The following is a 25,535-nucleotide window of genomic DNA, read 5'->3' on the forward strand; positions in this document are numbered from 1 at the left end:
TTTATCCTTCTGAAGACTTTAAGGCGGGCGTCGGCGCAACAAAGCCCTTGGCCCAGGTCGGCAGCGTCAATAGCCAGATTTCGCGCTGTGCCTCAAGGATCGCACCACGAGACACATCCTCGTGATAGCCCGATTTCTGCGACTTGGCGGCAGCGGGCAAGGTGAAGCTGGCGCTGCGGATCTGCTGCTGATAACGCGGCTGGCCGGTGGCGTTGTCCGCCCAGGAGAGCAAAGTCACCGGGCGCACGCTGATCCGGTCGAGGGATTTGTAAGGCCACGGCTGGCCGTCGTCGGTATATTTCGCCATGAAATCCAGCGACTTGAGAATACCGCCTCCCCTCGGTGTCTGGTAATGCCACAGGTCAATGCCCTCTTTCTGCGCCAGCACAGCCATCAGGCTAATGGCCTGCATATCAAAATAGCTGTAATGGAAAGAGCGCGTGCGGACCAGTTCGGCGGGCTGGGTACCGTCAGGCATCAGTTGCACGTCGAGCTTACTCTTCATCAGCTTGATCATCTTTTTCACCACCTCGGGCTGGTCGAGATACCAGGCGATGCCCGCCACCTGCGTGGCATACCAGTTGCCGTGGTTGTTCTTGGTACGGCTCTCTTTGAGCGCCAGCTTGTTGGTTTGCAGCCAGTCGAGATATTCGGACATCCACTGGCGCATCGCCTCCTGGTCTGGCTTTTTCCATGCTGCGTTGCCGTCAAGCAGCACCAGCGAGTCGACAATTCGGGTCGAGAAGTAGCGCCCGTCGAGCACGCCCGCGTTACGACCCGCCGCAATCCCCGGCACGCCTTGAGCAAAATTCAGGTTCGGGTTCATGCGGGTTTCTGGGTTGATGAACCACGTCCTTAGCAGACTGGCGGCCTTATCGGCATATTTCTGCTCGCCGGAGAAGTACCACGCCAGCGTCAGGTTCTGCACTCGCGCGGTAAAGTCGGCCAGGCGCACGCCGTCGCTCTGGTCATTTTTACTGGCCGGATTCACCTTGCCGTCTTTGCGCACCCACGGCAGGCCGTCCGGCTTGCTGCTGTCCGCCCACCAGTAGGCGCTCAGGCTGAGATAGTCATGCTTGGTGCCGCTCGGCGGCGTCATGCCTTTGTCCGTCACGCTGAGGTTCGGCTTCTCCAGCGCCTTGTCAGCCGCCGCGAGCAGTTGGCGGTAAGCCTCTTGGGTCTGCTGCGCCGCCTGATGTTGCGCCAGCTGCTGTTTCACCACGGCCAACTGCGCGGGTTGTAAAAATGCCGGTTCAGCCGCTAATAGCGATCCGCTAAACCCAAGGCTAATAGCCACCGCCAGTCGGGCAGATGGCCGAAAAATGGAGCTGAATAATGTCATGTCCTTCCCTTGTTCGCGCTGGTCTACCTTTCTTTTAGTAATACAAATAAAGCAGACTATTTTCGAATTTGCCACGTTTCGCTCCGCCTTTTCACTTCATTAATGCGATAAAAGGCTGACAAAGTGACACTCTTCACAACTTAGCAACAAATACCGCCTTTCTTATTTGTCCGACTTTTAATTTCAAATCCCTCTCCTACTATTGCTCACTGAGCATGCGCAAAAGATAACCAAAAGCAGCTTCTCGACAAACACTCACCCAACACCGAAGAGATTAACGACGATGGATATTAACGTTCTAGTGATGATCGGTTACTTCGTGTTAATGATTGCGATCAGTTACGCGTTCAAGAAGATGGCCTCCGGCTCGTCCAGCCACTACTTTCGTGGCGGCGGCCGTATGCTGTGGTGGATGGTCGGCGCGACGGCCTTCATGATTCAGTTTAGCGCCTGGACCTTCACCGGCGCCGCCGGGCAGGCCTACCGCTACGGGTTCAACGTGGTCAGCGTGTTCGCCGGTAACGTGTTTGGTTATCTGGTGGCATGGTGGTGGTTCGCCACCCGTTTTCGCCAACTGCGCGTCGATACCGCCACCGAGGCGATCAATCATCGCTTCGGCAAAGGCAATGAGCAGTTCTTCACTTGGATGATCATCCCGCTAAGCATCCTAAGCGCCGGGGTGTGGCTAAACAGCCTGGCAGTGTTTGCCAGCGCGGTGTTCCACCATGATGTCACCCTGACGCTGTGGGTTACCGGGCTGGTGGTGCTGGTGATCTCCCTGCTGAGCGGGGCGTGGGGCGTGGTCGCCAGTGACTTTGTGCAGACGCTGGTAGTGGCGATTATTTCTATTGCCTGCGCCGTGGTGGCCTTGATCAAGGTGGGCGGGCCGGTGAATTTAGTCACCGAATTCCCCTCGGGGTTCTTCACCGGGCCGGACGTCGGGCCGCACTACATCACGCTGCTGGTGGCCTGCTTCCTGTTCTTCTTCATCAAAAACGTGCAAAGCATTAATAATCTGCAAGATTCCTACCGATTTCTTAATGCCAAAGACAGTTTTAATGCCAAAAAAGCCGCGCTGTTTGCGCTGGTGCTGATGTTTATCGGCACGCTGATTTGGTTTATTCCGCCGTGGGCCGTGGCGGTGCTTTACCCCGACGCCGCCACGGCTCACCCAGAATTGGGCAAAAACGCCACTGACGCGGTGTATTTGATTTTCGCCGAGCGCGCCATGCCGTTGGGCACCGTCGGGCTGCTAATGGCGGGGCTGTTCGCCGCGACGATGTCGTCAATGGACTGCGCGCTGAATCGCAATTCAGGGATTTTCGTGCGCAGCTTCTGGACGCCTATCGTCAACCGCCACAGCGAGCGCAGCGATAAATACCAGCTGCGCGTGGGCCAGGCGGCCTGCGTGGTCAACGGCGTGTTGGTCATTCTGGTGGCGCAATACATGCACACCATGCACACCGTTAGCCTGTTTGATTTGATGATGAAAGTCGGCACGCTGATGCAGGCGCCGATCGTCGTGCCGCTGTTTCTTGGGGTATTTATTCGCAAAACCCCTGACTGGGCGGGCTGGGCCACGGTGCTGTTCGGCCTGCTCGTGTCTTACGTGGTGGCGAACGTGTTTACCGCGCCAGATCTGGTAAAACTGCTCGGGTTAACTTTCACCAACCGCGAGATGCTGGATATCGCCATCATGTGGAATATCTTCTCCCATCTGCTGTTCACCGGCGGCTTCTTCTGCCTGACCACCCTGTTCTATCGGGAGCAAACCAGCGAACGCTCGGCCATTCGCGACGCCTTCTTCCGCGACATGCAGCGTCCGGTGTATGCCGATGATGAGCAAGACGAGTTTGACCGCCTACAACGAGACAAGATTGGTAAGATTTCCATGTACATGGGGGCTGGGCTGCTGCTGATGGTGCTGGTGCCTAACCCGCTGTGGGGCCGGGGCTTATTCCTCTTATGCGCCCTGAGCATTTTGATTTTTGGCTGGGTGTTGCATCGCAGTGCAGAACGCGGCGCGGCGCTGGCGGCCAGACAACGACTTTCGGCGTCGCAAAGGTGATCTGAGTGCGAATTCTCAGCCAGAGGATTATTTCATAAAGACCTACATTTAATATTGTTTTCATGTCAATACAGACAAATGACATACGGCGTTAAATAAATACTTCAGTAGTATTTAACTATTTGCTTATTTAAATTTATGCACAGGGGCAACTACATGAACGCTGATGGCGCTGCCCTAACCTTATTAGCCCATCAGCCTTATCAAGGAAAAGATAATGAAACAACTGACAACTCAAGAAATGGAATCAGTACAAGGCGGATTCCTGTTTGATGCTTTGAAAGGTGCACTGACCGCGGGTAGCGATAAACCAGGTTATGATGTTGGACACGACGCTGGCAAAATGGTTAACGACGTAATCAACTGCACCCAAAACCTGACCTACAACGTGGCTCAGACCACAACTTCTATGGTGAAAGGTTTCTTCAGTGGCCTGTTCGGTCGCTAAGCCTTATCAGTAGAAGCAAGTAGTGCAATAAAGCCTCTGTTGAAACAGAGGCTTTTGCTTTTATGCCGCTTTAACGTGTTGCAGTACCGGATAGGTAAAGAACAGCAGTTGGCACAGGTTCAACCCAACGTGGAACAGCACCGCCACCCACAGTTTTCCACTCCACATCCACGCCAGCCCGTAAATCAGCCCGGCCAGGGTGGCAAAAATCACCAGCAAAGCCCCACCCGCAAAATGCAGAGCACCAAAGAGCAGCGAGGCAATCACCAATGCCAGCACCGGATGCATTACCCACGCTAAACGCTGCTGAATATAGCCGCGGAATAACGCCTCTTCCGCCAGCGAAACGAAGAAGATATTCGCCAGCACGAACTGGAACAACCACGCCGGATGGTGAAGTTCCACCTTCAACCCACCCATCGCCACCGCCACCATTAACAGCGCGGGTACCGCCACCACCAACGCCAGCCACTGCCAAGGCTTGGCCTGCGAATGGGTCGGGGCGGTGAATAGCGACTTCAGGCAGATAAGCAATACGAAAGGCACCAGCGCTTTGTCGAGGTTGTAATACATCGAGAACGGCGCGCTTTCCGACCCGGCTTTAACGCCATCCAGCACTTTGAGGTTATGAAATCCGGGGATCAGGTGCAGCATCAGCCCTACAGAGACCACCACCAGTAAAATCTCCAGCCCAGCGCGCAGCGCCCTGCCGTTGAATTTACAGTAAACCCCGGCAATCACCGCCAGCACGACCAAAAACGCCAGCGCGCGCCAGTCAAGAACATGGGTGACTGCCCCAATAGCGGCAGTCACCACCAGCAGAGCAACGGACAGTTTTTTATTAAATTGGAGTACGAGTAATGATGCAGCCAGTAAGAACCACATATGCTTCCCTTAATTATGTTTTAGAAAATCGGGACGAAACATAGCATTAGGAGGGGGAATGGGTGAATGGTTGCATTTAAAATAGTTTCTGATCTGGTCTGGTAATATTTGCGCTCTCTCCATTTCAAGGAGAAGGAGTAAGCCAGGCTGCAATCTACTGTAAGCCGCTGAATTTTTTGTAATACCCCCTCCCAGCCTCCCCCTTTTCAGGGGAGGAGCAAACACAACCCCAAGAAAAAAACCTGAAACGGCACGGTTGAAATGCCAGTAGGTCGCGTTCAGAAGTGACGCCGAATGAATGGTTCGAGACCATAGGCTCGAAGCCTGAAATTCGGGAACCGCCTAAGCGGCGGCACTTCGCGACGATCACAAAGGTGCCTGAAACACGTCCATTCAGACCCTGCGAAGCCTCGATCTTCCAACAGCCAAAAACGCAGGATTCCAAAGGGTTTCGTTTAAAACCCTTTGGGCCAGTGTGGGCGGCGAGCCCACGGTTTTGACCTTTGAGGTCGGTGTGGGCGGCCAGCCCAAAACAAACTCCTTGACCTTCCCCTGACTGGAAGGTCTAAGCTTCCTGCAACACATCATGTTCAAGGAGTAACATCATGGCTCTTCCATCTAGCTCCACCCTATCCACGCGTCTGAGTTTGCCGGTCGAAGGGATGACCTGCGCCTCCTGCGTTGGCCGCGTTGAGCGGGCATTAAAAGCCGTGCCCGGCGTGGAGACTGCGGCAGTAAATCTTGCCACTGAACGTGCTGATATTACTTTCAGCGAACAGGCTGACCCGCAGGCGGCGATTAAAGCGATTGAAAATGCGGGGTATGAGGTTCGCGAAGAAACTACCGAACTGGCTATCGAAGAGATGACCTGCGCGTCCTGCGTCGGTCGGGTGGAAAAGGCTTTCCGCAAACTGCCGGGAGTGCTGGAAGCGAGTGTCAATCTGGCGACCGAACGCGCGCAGGTACGCCATCTGGCGGGCGTGGTGACCATCCGCGACCTTGAAAATGCCGTCGAACAGGCGGGTTATAAATCCCATCGCTTATCGGAGAAAACGGCCGATTCGGCTGACCAGGACAGCGAACGCCGGGAAAACGAGGCCAAGTCGCTGCGTCGTTCGCTGCTGATTGCCTTCGTGCTCACCCTGCCGGTATTTATCCTTGAGATGGGGTCGCACCTGATCCCGCCAATGCATCACTGGGTGATGACCACTATTGGCGAGCAGAACAGCTGGTATCTGCAGTTTGTACTCGCCACGCTGGTGCTGTTTGGCCCCGGCCTGCGCTTCTTTCGCAAAGGGATCCCGGCGCTGTTGCGCGCTGGCCCTGATATGAACTCGCTGGTTTCGGTGGGGACGGCGGCGGCTTACGGCTACTCGGTGATTGCGACCTTTGTGCCACAAATTCTGCCGCAGGGCACGGCGAACGTCTATTTCGAAGCCGCCACGGTTATCGTCACGCTGATCCTGCTTGGCCGCACGCTAGAGGCCCGCGCTAAGGGCCGCACTTCACAAGCGATTAAACGTTTAGTTGGCCTGCAGGCCAAAACGGCACGCGTCGAGCGTCAGGGCGAAACCCTTGAAATCCCTCTCGATCGGGTCACCACCGGCGACATCGCGCTGGTGCGTCCCGGCGAGAAGATCCCGGTCGATGGCGAAGTGGTGGAAGGCTCCTCCTACGTAGATGAAAGCATGATCACCGGCGAGCCCGTACCGGTCTCGAAAAATGCCGGAGCCGAGGTGGTTGGCGGCACAATTAACAAAACGGGTGCCTTTAGTTTCCGCGTCACCAAGGTCAGTTCCAACACCGTGCTGGCGCAAATTATTCGTCTGGTAGAGGAAGCTCAAGGCTCGAAACTGCCGATCCAGGCGCTGGTCGATAAAGTCACCATGTGGTTCGTTCCGGCTGTCATGGCGGCGGCGCTGGTCACCTTCCTGCTCTGGCTGTTCCTCGGCCCGACGCCTGCCCTGACCTTCGCGCTGGTTAACGCCGTGGCGGTGCTGATCATCGCCTGCCCTTGCGCCATGGGATTGGCAACGCCGACCTCCATCATGGTCGGCACTGGCCGGGCGGCCGAACTGGGCGTACTGTTCCGCAAAGGGGAAGCCTTGCAGGCATTGCGCGACGTGAGCGTGATCGCCCTCGACAAAACCGGCACCCTGACCAAAGGCCGCCCTGAGCTGACCGACCTCGAGCCAGCCGCAGGTTTTGAGTATGACGAAGTTCTGTCACTGGTCGCCGCCGTGGAAACGCGCTCCGAGCACCCTATCGCCGAGGCTATCGTCGCCGCCGCCAAGCAGCGTGATATCAAACTTGCCGCCATAGAGAGCTTCGAGGCGACGCCGGGCTTTGGTGTCTCCGCCAAAGTAGATGGCCGCACCATTTCGGTCGGTGCCGACCGGTTTATGACCCAACTGGGGCTGGACGTGGCGGGCTTCCAGTCCACCGCAAAACGCCTTGGCGAGCAGGGAAAAAGTCCGCTGTATGCCGCCATTGATGGCCGTTTGGCGGCAGTTATCGCCGTCGCCGACCCTATCAAGGAGAGCACCCCGGAGGCCATAAAAGCTCTGCACGCGCTGGGTCTGAAAGTGGCGATGATCACCGGGGATAATGCGGCAACGGCAGCGGCCATTGCCAAACAACTGGGGATTGATGAAGTGGCCGCCGAAGTCCTGCCGGACGGCAAAGTCGCCGCCCTGAAGCAGTTCCGCACAGGAGGTGCACGCGTGGCCTTTGTCGGCGATGGTATCAATGACGCCCCGGCGCTAGCCGAGGCCGATGTCGGTTTGGCGATTGGCACCGGCACCGACGTCGCCATCGAGGCGGCCGACGTGGTGTTGATGTCCGGCGACCTGCGCGGCGTGCCGAATGCTATCGCGCTCAGTCAGGCCACCATTCGCAACATTAAGCAGAACCTGTTCTGGGCATTTGCCTATAACGTGGTGCTGATCCCGGTCGCGGCGGGCGCGCTCTATCCCGTCAATGGCACCCTGCTGTCGCCTATCTTTGCCGCTGCCGCGATGGCGCTTTCCAGCGTGTTTGTACTCGGCAACGCCCTGCGGCTGAAAGGCTTCCGGGCACCGATGGCGGTGGAAGGCTCGAAAGACGCGCGGTAAGGCAATTCAGCTTTAAAAAGGGCTTCTTCCTATTTTGCGGGAGAAGCCTGCTCCCTCATTTTCAGATCTTTATCCAACTGGATGCCCAGCGTGCGCATTAACTCTCGAGCACTCATCCCAACCTAACCCAAGGATTTGCCCCTAAGATTGATGTGGATAGCCCTTTAAACACGAAGACAAAATCCCGCCCCGCTCCCGCTCTTGGGCCCTGCTGCTACAAAACGCGCTGACATTCGTCGAGGTAATCCGTATTATACGCGGCACACTTATGCGTGATGCATAACCAGAATCTCGCGGGATAGGCGTTTGGCCTGTGCTGCCCATGAACGAATCGGTCACAAAATAAAATGTTAGATAACGCAACTGCCAACAAGAAAGAACAGTACAACCTCAACAAGCTGCAAAAGCGTCTGCGCCGCGATGTCGGTAAGGCGATTGCGGATTTCGGTATGATTGAGGAAGGCGATCGCATTATGGTTTGCCTGTCCGGCGGCAAGGACAGCTACACCATGCTGGATATTCTGCGCAATTTGCAGCAGAGCGCGCCGGTGAACTTTGAGCTGATCGCGGTGAACCTCGACCAGAAACAACCGGGCTTCCCGGCGCACATTCTGCCTGAGTACCTTGAGCAGCAGGGTGTGGAATATAAGATTGTCACCGAAGACACCTACTCCATCGTTAAGGATAAGATCCCAGAGGGCAAAACCACCTGCTCACTCTGCTCGCGTCTGCGTCGCGGAATTTTGTATCGCACCGCCACCGAGCTGGGCTGTACCAAGATTGCCCTTGGCCACCACCGCGATGACATCTTACAGACCCTGTTCCTCAATATGTTCTACGGCGGCAAGCTGAAAGGTATGCCACCAAAACTGATGAGCGACGACGGCAAACACATCGTTATTCGCCCGCTGGCCTACTGCCGCGAAAAAGATATCGAGCGTTTTGCCATTGCGCGCGAATACCCAATCATCCCTTGTAACCTGTGCGGCTCGCAGCCGAACCTGCAACGTCAGGTGATTGGCGATATGTTGAAGGACTGGGACAAGAAATATCCGGGCCGTATCGAAACCATGTTCAGCGCGATGCAAAACGTGGTGCCTTCACACCTCAACGACACCAGCCTGTTTGATTTTAAAGGCATTAAGCATGGTGACGAGGTGGTCGACGGCGGCGATTTAGCCTTTGACCGTGAAGACATCCCGATGCAGCCGGTTGGCTGGCAGCCGGAAGAAGATGACAATGCTGCGCCGATGGAGCGCCTGCAGGTGCTGGAAATTAAGTCATTCTAAGCCATAAAAATAGCCGTAACTCGAATTCGCCCGCCTCATCTTGATGCGGGCTTTTTTATCGCTGCCGCTAGGCCAGCGTGAACAGCCGCTGCCAGTTATAGCTGCACAGCACCAGTCGCACTGGAAGCTGGACTTGGCCAAAATCCAGGTGCTGGAAGCGTTTAAAGGTTTCGCGGATCTCCGGCGACACCACGTCGGCGCTGTAGCGCATCAGGGTACTGTGCCAAAACAGCTGCGGGATATCGCCAGAGGGATAACGCGCCCTGACCTTCTCGCGCCACGGGGAGTCCAGCAAAACATCGGCCAGACGCTGGCGTACTCGCAGGCTTTTCTCATCGGGGATGCCCGCCAGCAGGATCTGATTGGGCAGCGCCACCAGCCGCAGTTGGCTGATATGCATCACGTGGTCGGCACAGCACTGGGTGAAAATCGCCTGAAGCTGCTCAATGCTCTCGACCTCTTGCGGGCTATCGTAAATATCGCGGGTGATGGGGAAGAAGCTAAAATGCACCCCCTGCGGCGGATTGACGTCCACCAGCGGGTCACTCTGCGCCACCTGATTGAGCTCCATCAGCAGCTCTAACAGTGAATCACACAGATGCGGTCGGTTGCCGCTGGACACCGCCAGCCTGGTCGGATGGTAAAAAGGGGTCTCGATGGGGGTGCCGCGGCCAGCCGAGGTTTCCCACAATGCCAGCGAGTTATTAGTGACCTTCTCATATGCCTGATGAATAGCATCCTTCGACTGCATGGTATTTTCCTGCACAGTAATCGTTTTTCTTGCACGACAGGCGTCGCATAACCCACCGTCCGACTAACAAATCGTCAAACGCTGGCAAAAATCCCCAAAAGGTTGAGCGAAATCAACATAAGGCCCGCTCAACAGGTTCAGTATCTATTTCGCAGGTGAATGCAACGTCAAGCGATGGGCGTTGTGCTCCATATTGTCTTATTTACTTATTTTAGAATTAAGCGAGTACACTTTAATTCGAACAGCGCCGGTCTTATGACCGGCTTTTTTTTGTCTTTTTTCAGCCACTTCCCGCTATAACCACTTACTCTTCTTCAGCCACCAGGCCACGCCAAGTACCAGAATCAGCAGCGACAGGCAGAAGATGCCGAAGCCGTAAGGCGAGGTATTACCCGGGATGCCGCCGAGGTTGACCCCAAACAGCCCGGTGAGGAAAGTGGTAGGCAGAAACACCATCGCCAGCATCGACATGGTGTAGGTGCGGCGATTCAGCGCGTCGGCCATCAGCGAGCCAATTTCATCCGCCAGCACGGCGGTACGGGCGATGTTGGCGTCTAAATCGTCCAATCCGCGCCCCAGTCGGTCGGCAATCTCCTGCATGCGGCGGCGCTCGTCGTCATTCATCCACGGCAGGCGCTCACTGGCTAACCGGGCGAAAACGTCGCGCTGCGGAGACATGTAGCGGCGCAGCACAATCAGCTGTTTACGCAAGAGTGCCATCTGCCCACGCTCTGGCACCTGCTGGTCCATCAGGTCATCTTCGATATCGATAATTTTGTCATGCAGATCTTCAATGAAATCACTGGTGTGATCGGTCATCGCATCGCACATCTCCACCAGCCAGCTGCCGGTGTCGGTCGGCCCCGTGCCGTGCTGCATGTCGTTAATCAGCTCATCCATCGACAAAATTTTGCGATGGCGAGTGGAGACAATCATTTTGTCAGTAAGGTAAACGCGAATGGTCACCAACTGGTCGGGTCTGGAATTGGCGTTAAGATTGATGCCGCGCAGGGTGATCAGCGTCCCCTCGCCCATGCGCACCACTTTCGGGCGAATGCTTTCCCCCGCCAGCGCTTCACGCACGTTATCAGGCAGGACGGGCGTGCTGTTAATCCACTGTTCGCTGGCCGGGAGCGTGTAATCCAGATGTAGCCAGCAAGGCTGTTGGTCACTGGCAACGCATTGGGTATTGATTTCACTTACACCGCCTTTGCCGTCGAGCTGGTAGGCGTACACCGCATCAGAAACCTGGAGTTCTTTACCCTTAATCACTTCCACGACATTCCTCGCTGTTGTCTTTATTTACTTTTATGCTGTTAATTCTAGCGCTCGCCGCTGGGGATGGCTATTTCTGCAAACTTTGGCACCACCTCACGGATCATGGCGATGAAGGTGCGCAGCCTGGCGGGATAGTAGCTGGAATAGGGATAAACCAGATACACCGGCAGCGCCTCTGCTTCCCATTCCGGCAGGACATGCACCAATTCGCCGCAGGCCAAATCGTCGGCCACAATCCACGACGACACTATCGCCACGCCCAGCCCCGAGAGCGCCGACATGCGCAAGGCGTTGAGGCTATCTGTCGCCATTCTTGGCCGGATATTCAGATGATGCATCGAGCCGTCCGCGCCGTGACGCAATACCACTTCATTGCGGTAAAACAGGCTCAAGGCCACCCACGGTGCCTGAGCCAACTCCTGGAGCTGGCTCACCGGATGCTTCTCCAGCAGCGACGGCGCGGCTACCACAATGCGCGGGATTTCCGCCAACAGCACTTTGATGGTCGCAGGATCATTGTCATGCCCGACCTGAATAACACAATCCACGTCCTCGGCGATGAAATCTGGTCGGGTGTCATTCAGGATCCAGTCAACGGTGACGTGCGGATAGCGTTGCAGATAGCGCGTCAGAGGCTCAATCAGCTGGTTTTGTCCAAACGCATGAGGCGCGCGCACCCGCAGCCTGCCCACCGGCTCGGCGTCGCCCACCCGCAGTTCGTCCTCCAGCGCCGCCCAGCGCTCAAGCAGCTGTTTGGCCTGCTCGTAGCAGCGTTCGCCATCGTCGGTGAGTTTCATGGCGTGGGTGCTGCGCAGGATTAACGTCACCCCGAGCATGCGCTCCAGCGTCTGCAACCGGCGGCTCACCGTGGGTTGGCTGGTATTAAGCTGTAAGGCCGCGGCGGATAAGTTTCCACTCTCGACGATACGAACAAACGTTCGCATCAGGTCTATACGGTCTGTTCCGGAAGAATTCATCATGTTCATACGTTAAGTGTATAACAGTTTTACCTGTTAGCTGGCTACCACTTGCCTTTCTAATCATTAAGAATGCCGATCAAATTCACCGTTGAGAAAATAGCATGTCTGATACTTCGCTTATCGCGTCCTCGCCGAGTGCCGAATCTTTGCCACTTTCGGCCAAAATGATCTTCACCCTAGCCACGGCCGGTGGCCTGTCGGTGGCCTCGATCTATTACAGCCAGCCTATGCTGGGTCTGATGGGTAACGGCGTTGGCGCGTCGGAAGCCAGCATCGGCATGGTGCCGATGTTGACTCAGGCGGGCTACGCGCTGGGGATTTTATTGCTGCTGCCGCTGGGCGATCGATATGACCGTCGTGCGATTATCCTGCTGAAAAGCCTGTTTTTAACCTTGGCTTTGCTGCTGTGTAGCCTCGTGCCCTCCATTCACGGCCTGCTGTTTGCCAGTCTGGTGACCGGGGTTGCGGCCACCATGACGCAGGACATTGTCCCGGCCACGGCGGCGCTGGCTCCAGAGGCCCAGCGAGGGAAAACCGTGGGCACCGTGATGTCCGGCATCTTGATTGGGATTTTGCTATCGAGAGTAGTCAGCGGCTTTGTGGCGGAATATTACGGTTGGCGAGTGATGTACCAACTGGCGGCTTTCAGTATTGCGCTGATTGGCATTGCGCTATGGCGGATCCTGCCGCGCTTCACGCCGGGCGCGCGTCTGGGCTATGGCACCTTGCTGTTATCCATGTATCACCTGTGGCATCGCTACCCGACGCTGCGCCGCGCGGCGATTGCTCAGGGGTTGCTGTCGATGGCGTTCAGCGCCTTCTGGTCAACGCTGGCGATCATGCTGCATGACACTTATCACCTTGGCAGCGCGGTAGCCGGAGCCTTCGGCTTAGCCGGAGCAGCAGGCGCATTGGCCGCGCCGCTGGCCGGCGCCATTGCGGATAAATCGGGTCCGTCGCGGGTCACGCAGCTGGGTTCTGGAATTGTGATGCTGTCGTTCGCGGCGATGTTCCTACTGCCGCTGCTGTCGACAAATGCCCAACTGGTGCTGATCGTTCTCAGTGCGATCGGCTTTGACTTGGGCGTACAGGCCACGCTAGTTTCCCACCAAAGTATTGTGTTTGGGCTGGAACCGGCGGCGCGCGGCAGGCTCAACGCCGTGCTGTTCACCATCATGTTTATCGGCATGGCGGTGGGATCTTCGCTGGGCAGTATTGCGCTGCAAAGCGGCGGTTGGTCGGCCGTGGTGCTGGTCGCCACCCTCGCCGCCGCTGCCAGCCTCTGGGTGCGATTGAGAAGCCATCACCTGCACAACTAAATCTTCAAAAAACAGCGCTTTTATGCGCAAAACCTCCCAAGGCTATATATTTCGGTATATAGCCTTTTTTTGGCAATTCTTAGAACCATGATGGATTTGTGAATGCGATCGACTCTGCAATACTGCCCCGAATAGCGCACTGAAACTTAAGGGAAATCCCTGAGTTTTCAAGCACCGGCTGGGCAGTATGGGAAGTGAAAACGCATTATGATCCAACTCGAAAATATCAATAAGACCTATCCGGGCAACGCCCAGCACGCCATTCACTCGCTGAGTATCACCATTAATGATGGCGAGTTCTGCACCTTTGTTGGTCCCAGCGGCTGTGGCAAAACCACCACGCTGCGCATGATAAATCGTCTGGATATTCCCGACAGCGGCGAGGTCTATGTTCAGGGCCAGCCGCTGTCGACTGCCGATATTATTCAAGTACGGCGCAAAATCGGTTTTGTGATGCAAAGCCCGGCGCTGTTCCCCCATCGCACCGTGGCGGAGAACATTGCCACCGTGCCGCGCCTGCTCGGCTGGGACAAGCGCACTATCGCCCGCCGTATCGACGAGCTGGTGGCGCTGATGTCCCTCGACCCTTTTGTGCTCAAACGCTACCCCCACCAGCTCTCTGGCGGGCAGCAGAGCCGGGTGTCCATCGCCCGCGCGCTGGCCGCCGACCCGCCGGTGCTGTTGATGGATGAGCCTTTCGCCGCCATCGATCCCGTGGTCAGAGATAAGCTGCAAGGCGAGCTGCTAGAGCTTCAGGGGCGACTGCGTAAAACCATTATTCTGGTCACCCATGACATTAATGAAGCCATTCGTTTGGGGGACCGCATTGCCATCTTCCAACAGGGTGGGCGCCTGGCGCAGTTCGACACGCCGGACAATATTCTCTCCTTCCCGGCCAGCGATTTTGTCCGCGATTTCATCGGCCCGGAGCCGAATCTCAAACGCCTCGGCATGATGCGCGTCGGCGACTTGCCGCACCACGGCGTCTCTCTGTTAACCCAGGACGGGCAGCCGTTGACCGGGGAATATCCCCTGCTCGGCCATCCACGTGCTCTGGTGCTGGATAACAAGCGCCGACCACTCTACTGGCAGGAGAATGGCCAGCAAGTTGCGGTACAGGTCGCGGAGGAGCACCACTCATTGCGCAAAGCCTACAGCGATTTGCTGGAGGTGCCGCAGGGCGTGCTGGTGCGCGTGGCGGCCGACGGCACCTACGCCGGAGCCATCGACGCCAGTTTGCTGAGTCAGGCGTTAAGCCATCATCAGGAGCTGCATACCCATGATTGAATGGCAGTGGATATCCGATAACTCGGCAATGATTGGCGAACTGACGCTGCAACATCTGCAAATGGTGATGCTCTCTTTGGCGCTCGGCACCGGCATCACCGCGCTCATGCTGCTGGTTTCTATTGCCTGGCCCGCGGTGGCTGGCCCGCTGATTTCAGTCAGCGGCGTGCTGTTTACCATTCCCTCGCTGGCGCTGTTTATCCTGCTGCTGCCGTGGACCGGGCTGTCGATGACCACCTCGGTGATTGGCCTGACCCTCTATTCACTGCTGATCCTGCTGCGTAACGTGCTGGCGGGCATGCAGAAGCTCCCCGCTGAAGTGCTGGAGTCAGCCCGCGCCCTTGGCTACACGCGCTTTGGTCGCTTTATCGACATCGAAATCTTCCTGATCCTGCCTTCTCTGTTTGCCGGGCTGCGCGTGGCCTCGGTGACGCTGGTCGGGCTGGTGATCGTCACCGCGCTGATTGGGCAAGGTGGTCTGGGGCAGCTGATGATCCTCGGCTTCAACCAAAACTTCCTGACGCCCATTCTGGTCAGCCTGCTGCTCAGCCTGGTGCTGTCGCTGACTCTCGATTTTGCGATAACCCACCTCGGCTATCGCCTGACAGGGTGGACGCGCTGATGAACATCATTACTGAAACCTGGCACTGGTTCTTGCAGGCTGACCACTGGTCCGGCGATTTGGGTATCTGGCAACGCTTTGGGCAGCACCTCTATTACGTGCTGGTCAGTCTGGTGATAGCCGTGCTGATCGCCCAGCCGCTGGGCATTCTGTTTGGTTACTGGAAGCGCGGCGGTTTTCTGGTTATCAACCTGTTTAACATCGGCCAGGCCTTCCCCTCGCTGGGCATTATTCTGCTGTGCATCATGCTGTTTGGCTTTACCGACGTGCCGGTGTTTATCGCGCTGGTGGCGCTGGCTATTCCGCCGATGCTGACCAACACCTATGTGGGCATCAGCAATGCCGACCAAACCCTGTGCGACGCCGCCAAAGCTATGGGCATGACGCCGTTACAGAGCCTGCTGCAAGTGCGCATCCCGCTGGCGATGCCGCTAATTTTCGCCGGTATTCGCACTTCGCTGTTGCAGCTGATCGCTACGGCGGTCGTCGCCGCATACGCCGGGCTGGACGGGCTGGGGCGTTTTCTGATCGACGGGCTGGGCCAGCGCGACTTTCCTCAGGTCGTGGCGGGTTCTCTGGTGATTTCACTGCTGGCGATTATCTGCGAGCTGCTGATGTCTCTGGTGGCGAAACGCTGGCTGCACTTTTCGGTTTCAAACGCGGGCTAATTGCCCGCACGCATAGCCATAAAAACATCCACAACAACGCTCATAACAACATCCACCCATAAAAGAGAAACAATGATGATAAAAAATTGGTTGTCCGCAACAGGTAAAGGTTTCCGGCTGAGTCTGTTAGCCGCTGGGATGTCAAGCGCAGCCTTCGCGGCCCACGCCGAGACGGTGACTATCGGCGGTGCCAACTACTCCGAGCAAACCATTTTGGCTAACATCTATGCCAGCGCCCTAAAACAGCAAGGGATTGAGGTGAAAACGCGCCTGAACTTGGGTAACCGCGAAATCATTATTCCGGCGCTGAAATCTGGCGAGCTGGACGTGGTGCCGGAGTATCTCGGCGCGCTGCTCAACTACTACCACGGCGGCAGCAAGGCCACCACCGAGCAGGAAGTTTCTGACGAGCTGAAGCAAACGCTGCCAGCCGACTTGCAGCTGCTCAACGCCTCTCCGGCCGCTTCCATTACGGCGTGGGCAGTGCGGGCAGAAACCGCCAAGAAGTACAATCTGAAAACCCTGTCTGATTTGGCAAAAGTCGCCCCTGAGCTGGTGGTCGGCGGCCCGCCAGAAGTGGCCACCCGCGCCCTTGGTCTGCCGGGTCTGGAACGCGTTTATGGCATCAAATTTAAATCTTTCAAATCGCTGGATATCGCCGGGCCTCTGAGCCGTCTGGCGCTTAATTCGCGCAAAATTGACGTGGCGACCATCATCTCCACCCAAGGCGATTTGGCGAAAGAGAACTGGGTGGTGCTGGAAGACGATAAGCACGAGCAACCCGCGCAGAATCTGGTGCCGCTGATCCATAAAGGCGCGGTGTCGCCAAAAGTGGAAGAGGTGCTGAACAACGTTTCTGCGCACCTGACCACCCAAGACATTATCCAACTGAACAAGCAGGTGGACGTGGATCATAAAGATCCGGCCAAGGTCGCCGAGCAGTGGGTTAAAGACAAACTGGCGGCGAAATAGCGCCGTCCGCGGGCCAGGGAGGGTCCTCATCTTCACAGCGAGTAGCCGACATGTCGCAACAAACCGCCATATTCAATCTGTTTTTCTTCAATCCTCAGGGGGATTATCGTTTCTCATGGCGCCACCCCGACGCGCCGGGAAAAGAGATCTTCACGCTGAAATATTTCGCCGATCTGGCTCGCAAAGCCGAGGCGGCGACGCTGGACAACATTTTCATCGCCGACCACGTGGCCGTCTGGGACACCGTGCCAAGCGGCATGGCCCACTACGCCAATCCGCGCCTGGAGCCGATCACCCTGCTCGCCGCGCTCTCGGCCGTCACCGAGCACATTGGCCTGATGGCCACCGCGTCCACCTCCTACAACGAGCCTTACAATCTGTCCCGCTATTTTGCCTCGCTGGACTTTCTCAGCGAGGGCCGCGCCAGCTGGAACGTGGTCACCTCGTGGCTGCCAGAAGAAGCCGCTAACTACGGCTTAGAGCAGCTGCCGAAGCATGACACGCGCTATCAGCGCGCCGCCGAATTTATCGATGTCGTGCGCAAACTCTGGGACTCGTGGCAGGATGACGCGGTGCTGATTGACAAGCAGAGCGGCTATTTCACTGACCCGCAAAAAGTGCATCAGTTGAACCATGAAGGAGAATTCTTCAGGGTGCGCGGCCCGCTCAACCTGCCGCGCCCGCCGCAGGGCCACCCTATTGTGGTACAGGCCGGCTCTTCAGAATCCGGCAAACAGCTGGCCGCCGCGCAGGCTGACATTCACTTTGTATTTATGCGTGATATCGAAAAGGGGCTGATTTACCGCGCCGACATGGACCGCCGCCTGCGCGAAAACGGCCGCGATCCGGCGCATTTCAAAATCCTCGGCGGCGTGCTGCCGGTGGTGGTCAACAGTGAAGAAGAGAAACAGCAGCGCCAGGGGCTGATCGAATCGCTAATGAACGACCAGATGGCGCTCGACCTGCTCAGCACCTATCTGCGTATGAATCTGAGCGTGTACGATCCTCACGCCCCGCTGCCGCCGTTGCCGGATGAGCAGGACTTCGATGGCCTGCGCACCGCGCTCAGCATTATTCGCGGCTACGACAAGAAGCTGACGGTGCTGGAGCTGGGCCGCCTGCTGCTGCAAAGCTCCGACAGCTGGCTAGTGCTGGGAACTGCCGAAGAGGTAGCCGACAAGCTGACCGAGGCCTTCCACGCCGGTGCCGTCGACGGCTATAACCTGATGTTCCCCTTCCTGCCGGTGGATCTTGACAACTTTATCGAGCAGGTCGCGCCCCTGCTGAAAGCCCGTGGCGTGATGAAACAGGCCTACCAGCCCGGCACCCTACGTGAAAAGCTGGGACTGCCGCCGGTGGTTAATCAGTTTGCTAAACCTCAGTAAGTCTTCGAACAGAAAGCAAAAAGGCCCGACATGGGCCTTTTTTATCACCAGAGTGTAGTTCACTCCTTCTGCGCCTGTTCCTGCTGCTCAACCCGGCCGTGAGGGAAATAGGTATTGATCTCCACCTTGATGGGTTTAATCAGGTGTTCACGCATCAGCTCGCCATAGCCGTTGACCAGAAAGCCCTGATTGCGCGCCAGATAGTCAGCTTTATTGGCGCGGTAGACCTGCGGCAAGCCGTACCACGGCACGCGCGGCAGGTCGTGATGCACCGAGTGGTAGTTGAGATTAAGGAACAGCAGCCGCCAGAACCAGCCCGCCTCGTTGATCACCGTGCGGGCTTCGGGATCCTCCGCCGCGCGGTGCTCGAAGAAAGATCGCACTTTGGTCATCGCCAGCATCGGCCAGGTCACTGCCAGCAGATAGTAGATCACCCCAAAGTCGTGCTTCACCAGCCAGCCCAGCACCGGAATCAGTAACAGCAGATGCACCGACCACATCGCCATCGATGCCGGGCGGCGATAGCGAAAAGAGTGCCAAATATTGACGAAGGTAAAACGCATGGTTAGCAACGGCGTTAACAGCAGTCGCCCCGGAAAGGTATTGCGCAGTCGCACCAGCTGGCGCTGTAGGCCGTTAAAATGGTGCCATCGGCGCTCGGTAAAATAGTAACTCTCGGGGTCGGTTTCCGGCACGGTGAGATCTTCATCAAAATGGTGCTTAAGGTGCAGGTCGCGATAGGTGCCGTAAGGATACCAGATGGAAAATGGCAGCAGGCCGAACAGCTGGTTAAGCCGGGGGAAACGGGTCGGATGGCCGTGCAGCAGCTCGTGCTGTAGAGACATATACCAGGTGCTGAACCAGATAAGCAGCAGGGTCGCGGGTAGCCGCCCCAGTGTCTGCCAGTAGGCCACGGTAACAAACCAGCCGCTATAAATGGTGATGATCAGCAGCCAGGTTGGCAGCTCCGTGCGCCACAACCAGCTGCGATGCAGCGCCTGCACCGCCTCGCGCTGCTGCTCATTTATATAAACCGATGCCCTTCCACTCATGATGATCCACTGGCAAATGTGATGAATTAATCAGCCAGAGATTAATCAGCGAGGGGGAAACCACAAGTGATTTGAATTGCTAAGCTTAGTCACTGAATTGCTTAGAAGAATCCCCCGTAAATGCATGGTTTTACGGGGGTGAAAATAGCGGGGAAAATCCGTGCTGAATTCTCGACTACGCAGCTTTGAAAGCTTTGAGCTTTTTCGAGAAATAGAGATAAATAATGGTCAGAATATAGATCAGCTCGGCGCCCAGCATTTGCGGGTAGAACTCTTTGGGGATCGCCTTGCCGCTGAAGATGATGCCAATAATCGACATATCGAGCAGGATGACTATCGCCACCAGCCCCATCAGCAGGTTAATCGCTTTCACGCCCCCGCCGCGCGTGTTCATTTTAAATACCACGTACGCCACGATCAGCAGCTGTAGCGCCACGATATACACCGTCGGCCCCGATGCCTTCATGACAAAATCCCAGCCAGAAAGCATTTTTAAAACCAAGAATACCGCCAAAACCATCGCTAGTATCGGGCGCTTGGCTTTACTCACTTCTTCCATTTTCTAACTCCGTTTTATGGTTTTTTTTCATCGTCACTCTTTGTTCATCGCCACCAACAGAAAGAGCACCTCCGCGACAGGGTGCTCTTCTTTGCTGCGTTAGCCGCTATGAGCCAAATATCAGTGCTTTGTTATATACAGAGCATTTATATGATTGTATTTATTGATATTTATAAATAAACAACTTACTTATACCGTCTTCAATACCGTTGCTGGATGAAGTTAACCCGGCTTTGCCGTGGAACGGCAAGAATCAACACCAGCTTTGAGTTCTTTCTCATAACCAATGCGCTGGTGGCGTTCTGCTCGCAGAGCTTGCATCTGCTTATCAATGGAGGAACCGATCGGTAGCCGGTCAACGGCAAAGGCTGGCGCTGAGATTGCGCCGGGGTCACACGGTACCGCAACCGGGACTTTGACTTCAACATAAACCGGATCCATTTTCTTCACCTCTTTGCCGCATCCGACCAGGGCAAAAAGAATCACGACGATAAGCCATTTCATTTCGCACGCTCCCGCGCCAGTTCGGCGTCGAATGCTGATGCGGCAGCTGCGCAAACATCATGACCATCCACCCGCTCAGCCAGCACATCGTTGGCCTTACCATAGTCATCTTTGGCTGATATGCGGGCGGTGGCCACGGCGTTCTCAGCGGCAAGGCCGCGGGCTATGCCCGCCAGGCTTAAAGCCGTAATGGCATTATTCTGCGTGAGAATTCCCGCGTCGGCCTGGTCCTTCAGGCTCCGACATTTTGACAGCTTGGCATTAAGGCTATCAATAGTCGGCTGATAGTGGCGGGAGGCCATCCACGCGCCAGCGCCGATTACGGCAGACAGCGCCAGCAGTACGACCACGATATAGGCTAATGGCTTAAGCATAATGCCTTCTCCTTATCGCGCCGTGTCACCAGACCGGGCAACACCTTACCCCCAGCGTAAACCCAGCGCGGGAACTGGTTGCAACCATCGTCAATGCGGCCCTGCCGGAACATCCAGAACATTGTGGATTTCTGCATCGCCGGACAGCCCAAGTTAAAGGTTACACTGACAGCTGCGTCGAATGGCCCCTGTGTCAGCTTCTTGCCGTTCCCGTATCGGTCGACGCATTTCTCTGCCTCAAGGATGTTTTTCTCCCAGTCAGCAGCTACCTGCGCATCTGTCTTGCGAACGCCAGGCTTAACGCCGTGCGTGTTCCCTATGCCATCCGTCCAGACATCAGCCGGGCAGCGGTACGGATCGCGCTGGCATGACTCCGCGTTACCTATCAGTTCCAAACCCTTCTCGCTGGTCCTGACCTGTCCGCTGGCGACTACCATTGCGATTATTGCCGCAACAGAACAGACGGCTCCGGCTTTACCGGCTTTCCTGAGGGCGCTCATGCGTCGTTACTCGCACGTTGTAGCGCTTCGTTGACTATTTCTAGGGCTGCGGGAGGTTTAGACGGATCGTAGTTCTTGAGCCACTCGGCGTATAAATCAGTTCTTCTTTGCTTGTCTGCCATTGCGGCTAGCTGCGCGGCTTTGTTGATGCGATAGGTGCGGATTGTATAGATGGCACCGATGACGGTACCGATGATGAAGGTGTAATCCTGAAGCGATAATAGCGCTGTTCCTGCGGTGACAGTGGCCCATAGATACGTTATCCAGCTGCCGATAGTGTTTAATGCGTTGCTAAACCAGTTGTTTAATTGGCTCATGAGACAACCCCCTTAGTGTGGTTGGCCCATGATACACAATTATTCATATGTGGTTAAAAATTACCTTTCATTGTGCTTGATTCCTTTTCGATCCTTTTGAAAATAAAAAATAATAATTGTAAGAATCTAGCCTATTGATAATACATCACACCAGATCAAACTGGAGTACTGTCAATTAAAGACTCTTAAATGTTGCGCCGTTACTTAACCCCGGAACGTCTATTATAGAGCCTATATTAAATACATTTGTGTTTGCGCCAACTATTAGCCCTACAATCTGGTTTCCAAGGCTCACGTCTTTTTTAAGATTGCAGTTAATAAAGCTAACGCTACAGAACTTTACAGCACCTGTGCCATCAACACGATAAATTGGCGTGTTTGGAACAACAGGGTTCTCTTGCACGATCTGCCCCTGGTACGAGTTCACGGTCACAGTGCTATCATAAACCGCAAAACCATCCATGGTTATGCTCAAACGTTGCCCTGAAACCCCCTCTGAACCACAGCCGTTCATGGTAATACCATGCGGGTTATGGAAACTATATGCAGAGGCAAGAGTCTCACTAGTTCCAGACATAGGACGGATGCCATCAGCTGTACAAGAGTTAAGTGTGCAATATTGCATGGAATCCAATTTAAACCCAATTTGGTAACCCGCAACACCAACTAGAGTTAGTACGTTAGATGTGCCAGATAATCTATAGACACCTGAACGGTACCTGGATATTTGGAAACCGCAATATTGACCTACGCCTAATCCTAGGAATTGTAAACTCTCAAAAGTATTAGAGAATACATCCTCCCCCCAAAAACCAAAGTTACCGCACTCTATCCTAAGATCTGACAATCTAGAGGCCGCCAACTTAGAAGCCCAAATACCGTAATAAACTGCATCCTCTCTACCGGTAATACCTTTGCGCCTAGCTGTGAAACCGGATAGATTTACTAAGATCGCGTATGCACTAGCGTCTGTACCTTCTGGATCATATGTACTAGCAAGTATGCAAATGAAAGCATCAGCAGTAACACCTGTGGCAATTGTGTAAGGGTTATTAGTGGTTTTCTCAAAGATTGTTTTATCCCTGCCATCCCCCACAAGGCCAGATCTATCCCATACAGGTATTGTTGAGGAAGTTTCAAATATGCCAGGACCGGCATATATTGTCACCTTGTGGTGCTTCCCGTAATCCATGGCGGCCAATATGGCGGAAGTGCTATCCGTTACCCCATCGCCAATTGCCCCAAAATATTCAATGTAAACCCTCTCTACATTTATCCTCTTCCAAGCCATTGTTCCTGTAATTGGAACAATAGTCATCCCACCATCGTCAAGCAAACTTCCTTTGCTCACGGCCTGAAAATTCCCTCCGCCATAATGAATATCTGACGTTCCAGTGCTTGCTGCTGAGGCAACATAAACGACATCACCGATAGCCGCTGGTGGAAATGATCGTAACTCTGAAAGGTTAAGGAACCGGCCAACAGCGTTAAATCCATCCGGTGATTTGACACCCTTCAATGCCTCGCCCACTGTGCCTGATGGATATGATAATGATTTATCAAAACCAGAAAGGCCTGCACCTGAAGGTTTCGCCAGTTGAATAAGTACGTCTGCTGCGCTACCAGTTGTAGGGATTACTACAATTGCACGCCCTAAGCTGTCAAACGCAGGTACTTTATTTGCTCGTTCCTCGGCGGAAGGTAGTTCATTAATAGGCTCTGGAACGCGTAAGGTGTGTGTGAGGTTTGTATTTGCAACACTATCAACATAGCTTTTTGTTGTAGCATCCTGCGGGCTTACAGGGTTGGCCATGTTAGCAATGCGATAGCCCTTGGCGTCATAAAATTTTGATAGCGGTGTATTACGACGTAGCGATAAATTAAAGCGGCTCCATACCTGCTGGATCAGCATGGTTAGCTTATCGAACACGTCTTCGTGAACTTCAGCGAAAAACGTACCCTGATTTCGCAGGTCTGTTTCCTGAGTTAAAGGAATTTCTCGAACCAGGGTTAGGCCATAACCACTAGGTAGTGGCGTAGTCAGGATCACGTTACCGCCCGAATAACCTCCCACACCAGTGATGGTGTAATCAGTTCCTAAGGTCAATACAGTTTCAGCATCACTGAGATCAATACGTGTAACAACCATATTTGATGGTTGTAGGATTCTAAATCGATATGGAAATGTGGTAGTTACCCCATTACCGGTGAATTGTTCGCTGTCAATCTCGGTTGAAACAGTCATGGCGCGGCTCCGCGTTGGTTATTATCCACACATCTTACCGCCAAATAATCCTTATATGAATTTTATTACTTCAAATTAAATCCATAAATCACCCGTAGGGTAACGTTAAAGTAATGGAAAAATCTGTACCGCTTTGCTACTGTGTTTTTATACAGTGCTTTTATGAGAGGTAGGTTATGAATACGGGAGGCGAATATGACTATCACTATCCTTGCACGGATGCGTACTCAGAAAAGGTTCACACACCAAAGGGAGTGGCAGGACTAACATCAGGTTCAAACATCGAGAGATTGCTGCTCCAACTACATGAACGAGGTTATGACATATCAGGTGCAATGACAGAGCTGAAAGCCCTGCTCAACTACGTGACCAGCAATCAGGAAACTCTGCGGGATATTGAGACGCACCTCACTTATTTGCTGCAAAAGGCAAAAAAGGAAATCGGATAATTACCGAGTGTCGAGCACTGATTTATAAGGATCCACCTTAAATACAGGTAATCTTTATAAATTTAAATGGCGCAATTGTTACCTTTCCGGTAAGTTTACTTGCCGCAAATAATGCGCCATAGTGATTGCACATCAGCAAAATCTGATGTCGGGATTGAGACCCTGTTCACTACAAAGGCGCATTCACCGCGCAAGCGGTTTTTTTATGTGTAAAGCACAGCCACATCAGAATTATGGTGGGCTGGGCGGGGCAGCCGAAAGGTTGGCCGGGTCCTTTGTAGCCGGTAGTCTCAACCCCGTTCAGCTCACCACCAGCAAGATTGAGACCTTCGGTGGTGATTAACCTGACTACAAAGGTGATCACATGAATGCTAAACCCGCAGTTTTTTCATTCGAATCCAATACAAAAATCCGCGCTATTACTATTAACGGTTCTCCCTGGTTTGTTGCCATTGATGTCTGCGATGCTCTCGGGCTTACCAATAACAGAGACGCTCTTCTTAAACTGGATGATGACGAAAAAGATACCGTCGGTTTAACCGACAGTCAGCCCGGAATGGGCGCCCAGAGCATTTCCATCATTTCGGAATCAGGCCTTTACACCCTAATCCTACGCTGCCGAGACGCAGTAAGAAAAGGCACTATCCCCTACCGTTTCCGCAAGTGGGTCACTGCCGAGGTGCTGCCTGCCATCCACCAGACCGGTCAATACTCTGTTGGTAAACCTGAGATGCTTGGGGATCTGGTCGGCACATCGACCGCCACCACAATGACCGTTCGCGACAACCGCCGCGGCAAGAACGCCACTGCCAGCAAAGCGGCGCAGCGTATCGCCGACGAATGTGTCCCGATGATAATGAAGGCAGTGCAGAACCAATACCACTACAACAACACGGATGTCGGCCCGGCGGAGTTCATGGCCGCTATAGTGGCGGACAACAGCAAAACGCAGCTTGGCGCACTTCTGCGCGAGCTGGCAGAGAACGGGCACAACGTGGCGGGCGCGTATCGAGAGCTGGAGATCGTGAGGCACCTGATGGTGCAGCAGCATAAGTTGATGTTGGATATCGCCACGCATGCGGCGTACATCCAGCAGGCGACTAAAATCAGGTAAAGAAAAAGCCCCAA

The 25,535-nt window shown here is 54.8% G+C and carries 24 protein-coding genes and 1 pseudogene; 13 read left to right on the plus strand and 12 right to left on the minus strand.

What is annotated here, in order from left to right:
• Nucleotide 1: 1 nt before the first annotated feature.
• On the minus strand, nucleotides 2-1,342 hold the full coding sequence (locus ACT3RT_RS13750; protein ID WP_496203148.1) for an alginate lyase family protein: 1,341 nt from the start codon (nucleotides 1,340-1,342) through the stop codon (nucleotides 2-4).
• A 283-nt stretch (nucleotides 1,343-1,625) separates the two neighbouring features.
• Between ACT3RT_RS13750 and ACT3RT_RS13755 the strand changes: the two genes are divergently transcribed.
• Together ACT3RT_RS13755 and ACT3RT_RS13760 are read left to right on the plus strand one after the other, a co-directional pair.
• The gene (locus ACT3RT_RS13755; protein WP_496203149.1) at nucleotides 1,626-3,410 is read left to right on the plus strand and encodes a sodium:solute symporter family transporter; all 1,785 of its coding nucleotides are present in this window, start codon (nucleotides 1,626-1,628) and stop codon (nucleotides 3,408-3,410) included.
• Between the two features lie 217 nt (nucleotides 3,411-3,627).
• The gene (locus ACT3RT_RS13760; protein WP_353502103.1) at nucleotides 3,628-3,858 is read left to right on the plus strand and encodes a hypothetical protein; all 231 of its coding nucleotides are present in this window, start codon (nucleotides 3,628-3,630) and stop codon (nucleotides 3,856-3,858) included.
• Between the two features lie 60 nt (nucleotides 3,859-3,918).
• Here ACT3RT_RS13760 and ACT3RT_RS13765 read toward each other — a convergent pair whose 3' ends face one another.
• Nucleotides 3,919-4,743, minus strand: coding sequence for a lysostaphin resistance A-like protein (locus ACT3RT_RS13765; protein WP_496203150.1), 825 nt, complete (start codon nucleotides 4,741-4,743; stop codon nucleotides 3,919-3,921).
• Nucleotides 4,744-5,348: 605 nt separating this feature from the next.
• Between ACT3RT_RS13765 and ACT3RT_RS13770 the strand changes: the two genes are divergently transcribed.
• Nucleotides 5,349-7,856, plus strand: coding sequence for a heavy metal translocating P-type ATPase (locus tag ACT3RT_RS13770; RefSeq protein WP_496203151.1), 2,508 nt, complete (start codon nucleotides 5,349-5,351; stop codon nucleotides 7,854-7,856).
• 347 nt (nucleotides 7,857-8,203) lie between these two features.
• Nucleotides 8,204-9,145 carry a tRNA 2-thiocytidine(32) synthetase TtcA gene (ttcA, locus tag ACT3RT_RS13775; protein WP_485900581.1) on the plus strand — a complete coding sequence of 314 codons (942 nt, stop codon included), beginning with the start codon at nucleotides 8,204-8,206 and terminating at the stop codon, nucleotides 9,143-9,145.
• 67 nt (nucleotides 9,146-9,212) lie between these two features.
• On the opposite strand, the gene ACT3RT_RS13780 is transcribed toward ttcA, so the two are convergent.
• The 3 genes from ACT3RT_RS13780 to ACT3RT_RS13790 form a co-directional block, all read right to left on the minus strand.
• Nucleotides 9,213-9,896 (minus strand): hypothetical protein, encoded by a 684-nt coding sequence (locus tag ACT3RT_RS13780; RefSeq protein WP_485900583.1) that lies wholly within the window; start codon nucleotides 9,894-9,896, stop codon nucleotides 9,213-9,215.
• Nucleotides 9,897-10,190: 294 nt separating this feature from the next.
• A complete protein-coding gene (gene zntB, locus ACT3RT_RS13785; protein WP_353502108.1) occupies nucleotides 10,191-11,174 on the minus strand; it encodes a zinc transporter ZntB in 984 nt (327 codons plus the stop codon).
• A 44-nt stretch (nucleotides 11,175-11,218) separates the two neighbouring features.
• A complete protein-coding gene (locus tag ACT3RT_RS13790; protein WP_496203152.1) occupies nucleotides 11,219-12,154 on the minus strand; it encodes a LysR family transcriptional regulator in 936 nt (311 codons plus the stop codon).
• 101 nt (nucleotides 12,155-12,255) lie between these two features.
• Between ACT3RT_RS13790 and ACT3RT_RS13795 the strand changes: the two genes are divergently transcribed.
• The 6 genes from ACT3RT_RS13795 to ACT3RT_RS13820 all read left to right on the plus strand — a co-directional run bounded on the left by ACT3RT_RS13795 (nucleotide 12,256) and on the right by ACT3RT_RS13820 (nucleotide 18,407).
• On the plus strand, nucleotides 12,256-13,473 hold the full coding sequence (locus ACT3RT_RS13795; protein ID WP_485900586.1) for an MFS transporter: 1,218 nt from the start codon (nucleotides 12,256-12,258) through the stop codon (nucleotides 13,471-13,473).
• Between the two features lie 207 nt (nucleotides 13,474-13,680).
• Nucleotides 13,681-14,760 carry an ABC transporter ATP-binding protein gene (locus ACT3RT_RS13800; RefSeq protein WP_485900588.1) on the plus strand — a complete coding sequence of 360 codons (1,080 nt, stop codon included), beginning with the start codon at nucleotides 13,681-13,683 and terminating at the stop codon, nucleotides 14,758-14,760.
• A complete protein-coding gene (locus tag ACT3RT_RS13805; RefSeq protein WP_485900590.1) occupies nucleotides 14,753-15,382 on the plus strand; it encodes an ABC transporter permease in 630 nt (209 codons plus the stop codon). The genes ACT3RT_RS13800 and ACT3RT_RS13805 overlap by 8 nt, the downstream gene beginning before the upstream one ends.
• Entirely contained in the window at nucleotides 15,382-16,050 is a 669-nt protein-coding gene (locus ACT3RT_RS13810; RefSeq protein ID WP_353502113.1) for an ABC transporter permease, read from the plus strand. Before ACT3RT_RS13805 ends, ACT3RT_RS13810 begins: the two co-directional genes overlap by 1 nt.
• A gap of 72 nt (nucleotides 16,051-16,122) precedes the next feature.
• Nucleotides 16,123-17,022, plus strand: coding sequence for an ABC transporter substrate-binding protein (locus ACT3RT_RS13815; RefSeq protein WP_496203153.1), 900 nt, complete (start codon nucleotides 16,123-16,125; stop codon nucleotides 17,020-17,022).
• 50 nt (nucleotides 17,023-17,072) lie between these two features.
• Nucleotides 17,073-18,407: an LLM class flavin-dependent oxidoreductase gene (locus ACT3RT_RS13820; protein WP_496203154.1), complete on the plus strand. Its 1,335-nt coding sequence runs from the start codon at nucleotides 17,073-17,075 to the stop codon at nucleotides 18,405-18,407.
• A 59-nt stretch (nucleotides 18,408-18,466) separates the two neighbouring features.
• Here ACT3RT_RS13820 and ACT3RT_RS13825 read toward each other — a convergent pair whose 3' ends face one another.
• From ACT3RT_RS13825 to ACT3RT_RS13855, 7 genes are all read right to left on the minus strand, one after another.
• A complete protein-coding gene (locus ACT3RT_RS13825) occupies nucleotides 18,467-19,459 on the minus strand; it encodes a fatty acid desaturase (protein WP_496203155.1) in 993 nt (330 codons plus the stop codon).
• A 175-nt stretch (nucleotides 19,460-19,634) separates the two neighbouring features.
• On the minus strand, nucleotides 19,635-20,018 hold the full coding sequence (locus ACT3RT_RS13830) for a hypothetical protein (RefSeq protein ID WP_353502116.1): 384 nt from the start codon (nucleotides 20,016-20,018) through the stop codon (nucleotides 19,635-19,637).
• Nucleotides 20,019-20,240: 222 nt separating this feature from the next.
• Nucleotides 20,241-20,522, minus strand: coding sequence for a hypothetical protein (locus ACT3RT_RS13835; protein ID WP_496203156.1), 282 nt, complete (start codon nucleotides 20,520-20,522; stop codon nucleotides 20,241-20,243).
• The gene (locus ACT3RT_RS13840; RefSeq protein ID WP_485900599.1) at nucleotides 20,519-20,896 is read right to left on the minus strand and encodes a hypothetical protein; all 378 of its coding nucleotides are present in this window, start codon (nucleotides 20,894-20,896) and stop codon (nucleotides 20,519-20,521) included. Before ACT3RT_RS13840 ends, ACT3RT_RS13835 begins: the two co-directional genes overlap by 4 nt.
• On the minus strand, nucleotides 20,881-21,396 hold the full coding sequence (locus ACT3RT_RS13845) for a lysozyme (protein ID WP_496203157.1): 516 nt from the start codon (nucleotides 21,394-21,396) through the stop codon (nucleotides 20,881-20,883). Before ACT3RT_RS13845 ends, ACT3RT_RS13840 begins: the two co-directional genes overlap by 16 nt.
• A complete protein-coding gene (locus tag ACT3RT_RS13850; RefSeq protein WP_485900603.1) occupies nucleotides 21,393-21,713 on the minus strand; it encodes a hypothetical protein in 321 nt (106 codons plus the stop codon). Before ACT3RT_RS13850 ends, ACT3RT_RS13845 begins: the two co-directional genes overlap by 4 nt.
• A 175-nt stretch (nucleotides 21,714-21,888) precedes the next feature.
• A complete protein-coding gene (locus ACT3RT_RS13855) occupies nucleotides 21,889-23,958 on the minus strand; it encodes a glycosyl hydrolase family 28-related protein (RefSeq protein WP_496203158.1) in 2,070 nt (689 codons plus the stop codon).
• 176 nt (nucleotides 23,959-24,134) lie between these two features.
• On the opposite strand from ACT3RT_RS13855, the gene ACT3RT_RS13860 reads away from it, so the two are divergent.
• The 3 genes and pseudogenes from ACT3RT_RS13860 (at nucleotide 24,135) to ACT3RT_RS13870 (ending at nucleotide 25,521) form a co-directional block, all read left to right on the plus strand.
• Nucleotides 24,135-24,407, plus strand: coding sequence for a hypothetical protein (locus ACT3RT_RS13860; protein WP_496203159.1), 273 nt, complete (start codon nucleotides 24,135-24,137; stop codon nucleotides 24,405-24,407).
• Nucleotides 24,408-24,518: 111 nt separating this feature from the next.
• Nucleotides 24,519-24,747 (plus strand): annotated as a pseudogene (locus ACT3RT_RS13865) (ash family protein); the annotation flags it as partial.
• A gap of 24 nt (nucleotides 24,748-24,771) precedes the next feature.
• Nucleotides 24,772-25,521, plus strand: coding sequence for a BRO-N domain-containing protein (locus ACT3RT_RS13870; protein ID WP_496203160.1), 750 nt, complete (start codon nucleotides 24,772-24,774; stop codon nucleotides 25,519-25,521).
• Nucleotides 25,522-25,535: the final 14 nt, after the last annotated feature.

Source organism: Ewingella sp. AOP9-I1-14, assembly GCF_052375995.1.
Classification (GTDB): Bacteria; Pseudomonadota; Gammaproteobacteria; order Enterobacterales; family Enterobacteriaceae; genus Ewingella; species Ewingella allii.

Bases quoted from the DNA above. Each gene is read 5' to 3' on its own strand.
- ACT3RT_RS13750 (WP_496203148.1), bottom strand. From the start codon at position 1,342: ATGACATTATTCAGCTCCATTTTTCGGCCATCTGCCCGACTGGCGGTG.
- ACT3RT_RS13755 (WP_496203149.1), top strand. From the start codon at position 1,626: ATGGATATTAACGTTCTAGTGATGATCGGTTACTTCGTGTTAATGATT.
- ACT3RT_RS13760 (WP_353502103.1), top strand. From the start codon at position 3,628: ATGAAACAACTGACAACTCAAGAAATGGAATCAGTACAAGGCGGATTC.
- ACT3RT_RS13765 (WP_496203150.1), bottom strand. From the start codon at position 4,743: ATGTGGTTCTTACTGGCTGCATCATTACTCGTACTCCAATTTAATAAA.
- ACT3RT_RS13770 (WP_496203151.1), top strand. From the start codon at position 5,349: ATGGCTCTTCCATCTAGCTCCACCCTATCCACGCGTCTGAGTTTGCCG.
- ttcA (WP_485900581.1), top strand. From the start codon at position 8,204: ATGTTAGATAACGCAACTGCCAACAAGAAAGAACAGTACAACCTCAAC.
- ACT3RT_RS13780 (WP_485900583.1), bottom strand. From the start codon at position 9,896: ATGCAGTCGAAGGATGCTATTCATCAGGCATATGAGAAGGTCACTAAT.
- ACT3RT_RS13790 (WP_496203152.1), bottom strand. From the start codon at position 12,154: ATGATGAATTCTTCCGGAACAGACCGTATAGACCTGATGCGAACGTTT.
- ACT3RT_RS13795 (WP_485900586.1), top strand. From the start codon at position 12,256: ATGTCTGATACTTCGCTTATCGCGTCCTCGCCGAGTGCCGAATCTTTG.
- ACT3RT_RS13800 (WP_485900588.1), top strand. From the start codon at position 13,681: ATGATCCAACTCGAAAATATCAATAAGACCTATCCGGGCAACGCCCAG.
- ACT3RT_RS13805 (WP_485900590.1), top strand. From the start codon at position 14,753: ATGATTGAATGGCAGTGGATATCCGATAACTCGGCAATGATTGGCGAA.
- ACT3RT_RS13810 (WP_353502113.1), top strand. From the start codon at position 15,382: ATGAACATCATTACTGAAACCTGGCACTGGTTCTTGCAGGCTGACCAC.
- ACT3RT_RS13815 (WP_496203153.1), top strand. From the start codon at position 16,123: ATGATGATAAAAAATTGGTTGTCCGCAACAGGTAAAGGTTTCCGGCTG.
- ACT3RT_RS13820 (WP_496203154.1), top strand. From the start codon at position 17,073: ATGTCGCAACAAACCGCCATATTCAATCTGTTTTTCTTCAATCCTCAG.
- ACT3RT_RS13825 (WP_496203155.1), bottom strand. From the start codon at position 19,459: ATGAGTGGAAGGGCATCGGTTTATATAAATGAGCAGCAGCGCGAGGCG.
- ACT3RT_RS13830 (WP_353502116.1), bottom strand. From the start codon at position 20,018: ATGGAAGAAGTGAGTAAAGCCAAGCGCCCGATACTAGCGATGGTTTTG.
- ACT3RT_RS13835 (WP_496203156.1), bottom strand. From the start codon at position 20,522: ATGAAATGGCTTATCGTCGTGATTCTTTTTGCCCTGGTCGGATGCGGC.
- ACT3RT_RS13840 (WP_485900599.1), bottom strand. From the start codon at position 20,896: ATGCTTAAGCCATTAGCCTATATCGTGGTCGTACTGCTGGCGCTGTCT.
- ACT3RT_RS13845 (WP_496203157.1), bottom strand. From the start codon at position 21,396: ATGAGCGCCCTCAGGAAAGCCGGTAAAGCCGGAGCCGTCTGTTCTGTT.
- ACT3RT_RS13850 (WP_485900603.1), bottom strand. From the start codon at position 21,713: ATGAGCCAATTAAACAACTGGTTTAGCAACGCATTAAACACTATCGGC.
- ACT3RT_RS13855 (WP_496203158.1), bottom strand. From the start codon at position 23,958: ATGACTGTTTCAACCGAGATTGACAGCGAACAATTCACCGGTAATGGG.
- ACT3RT_RS13860 (WP_496203159.1), top strand. From the start codon at position 24,135: ATGAATACGGGAGGCGAATATGACTATCACTATCCTTGCACGGATGCG.
- ACT3RT_RS13870 (WP_496203160.1), top strand. From the start codon at position 24,772: ATGAATGCTAAACCCGCAGTTTTTTCATTCGAATCCAATACAAAAATC.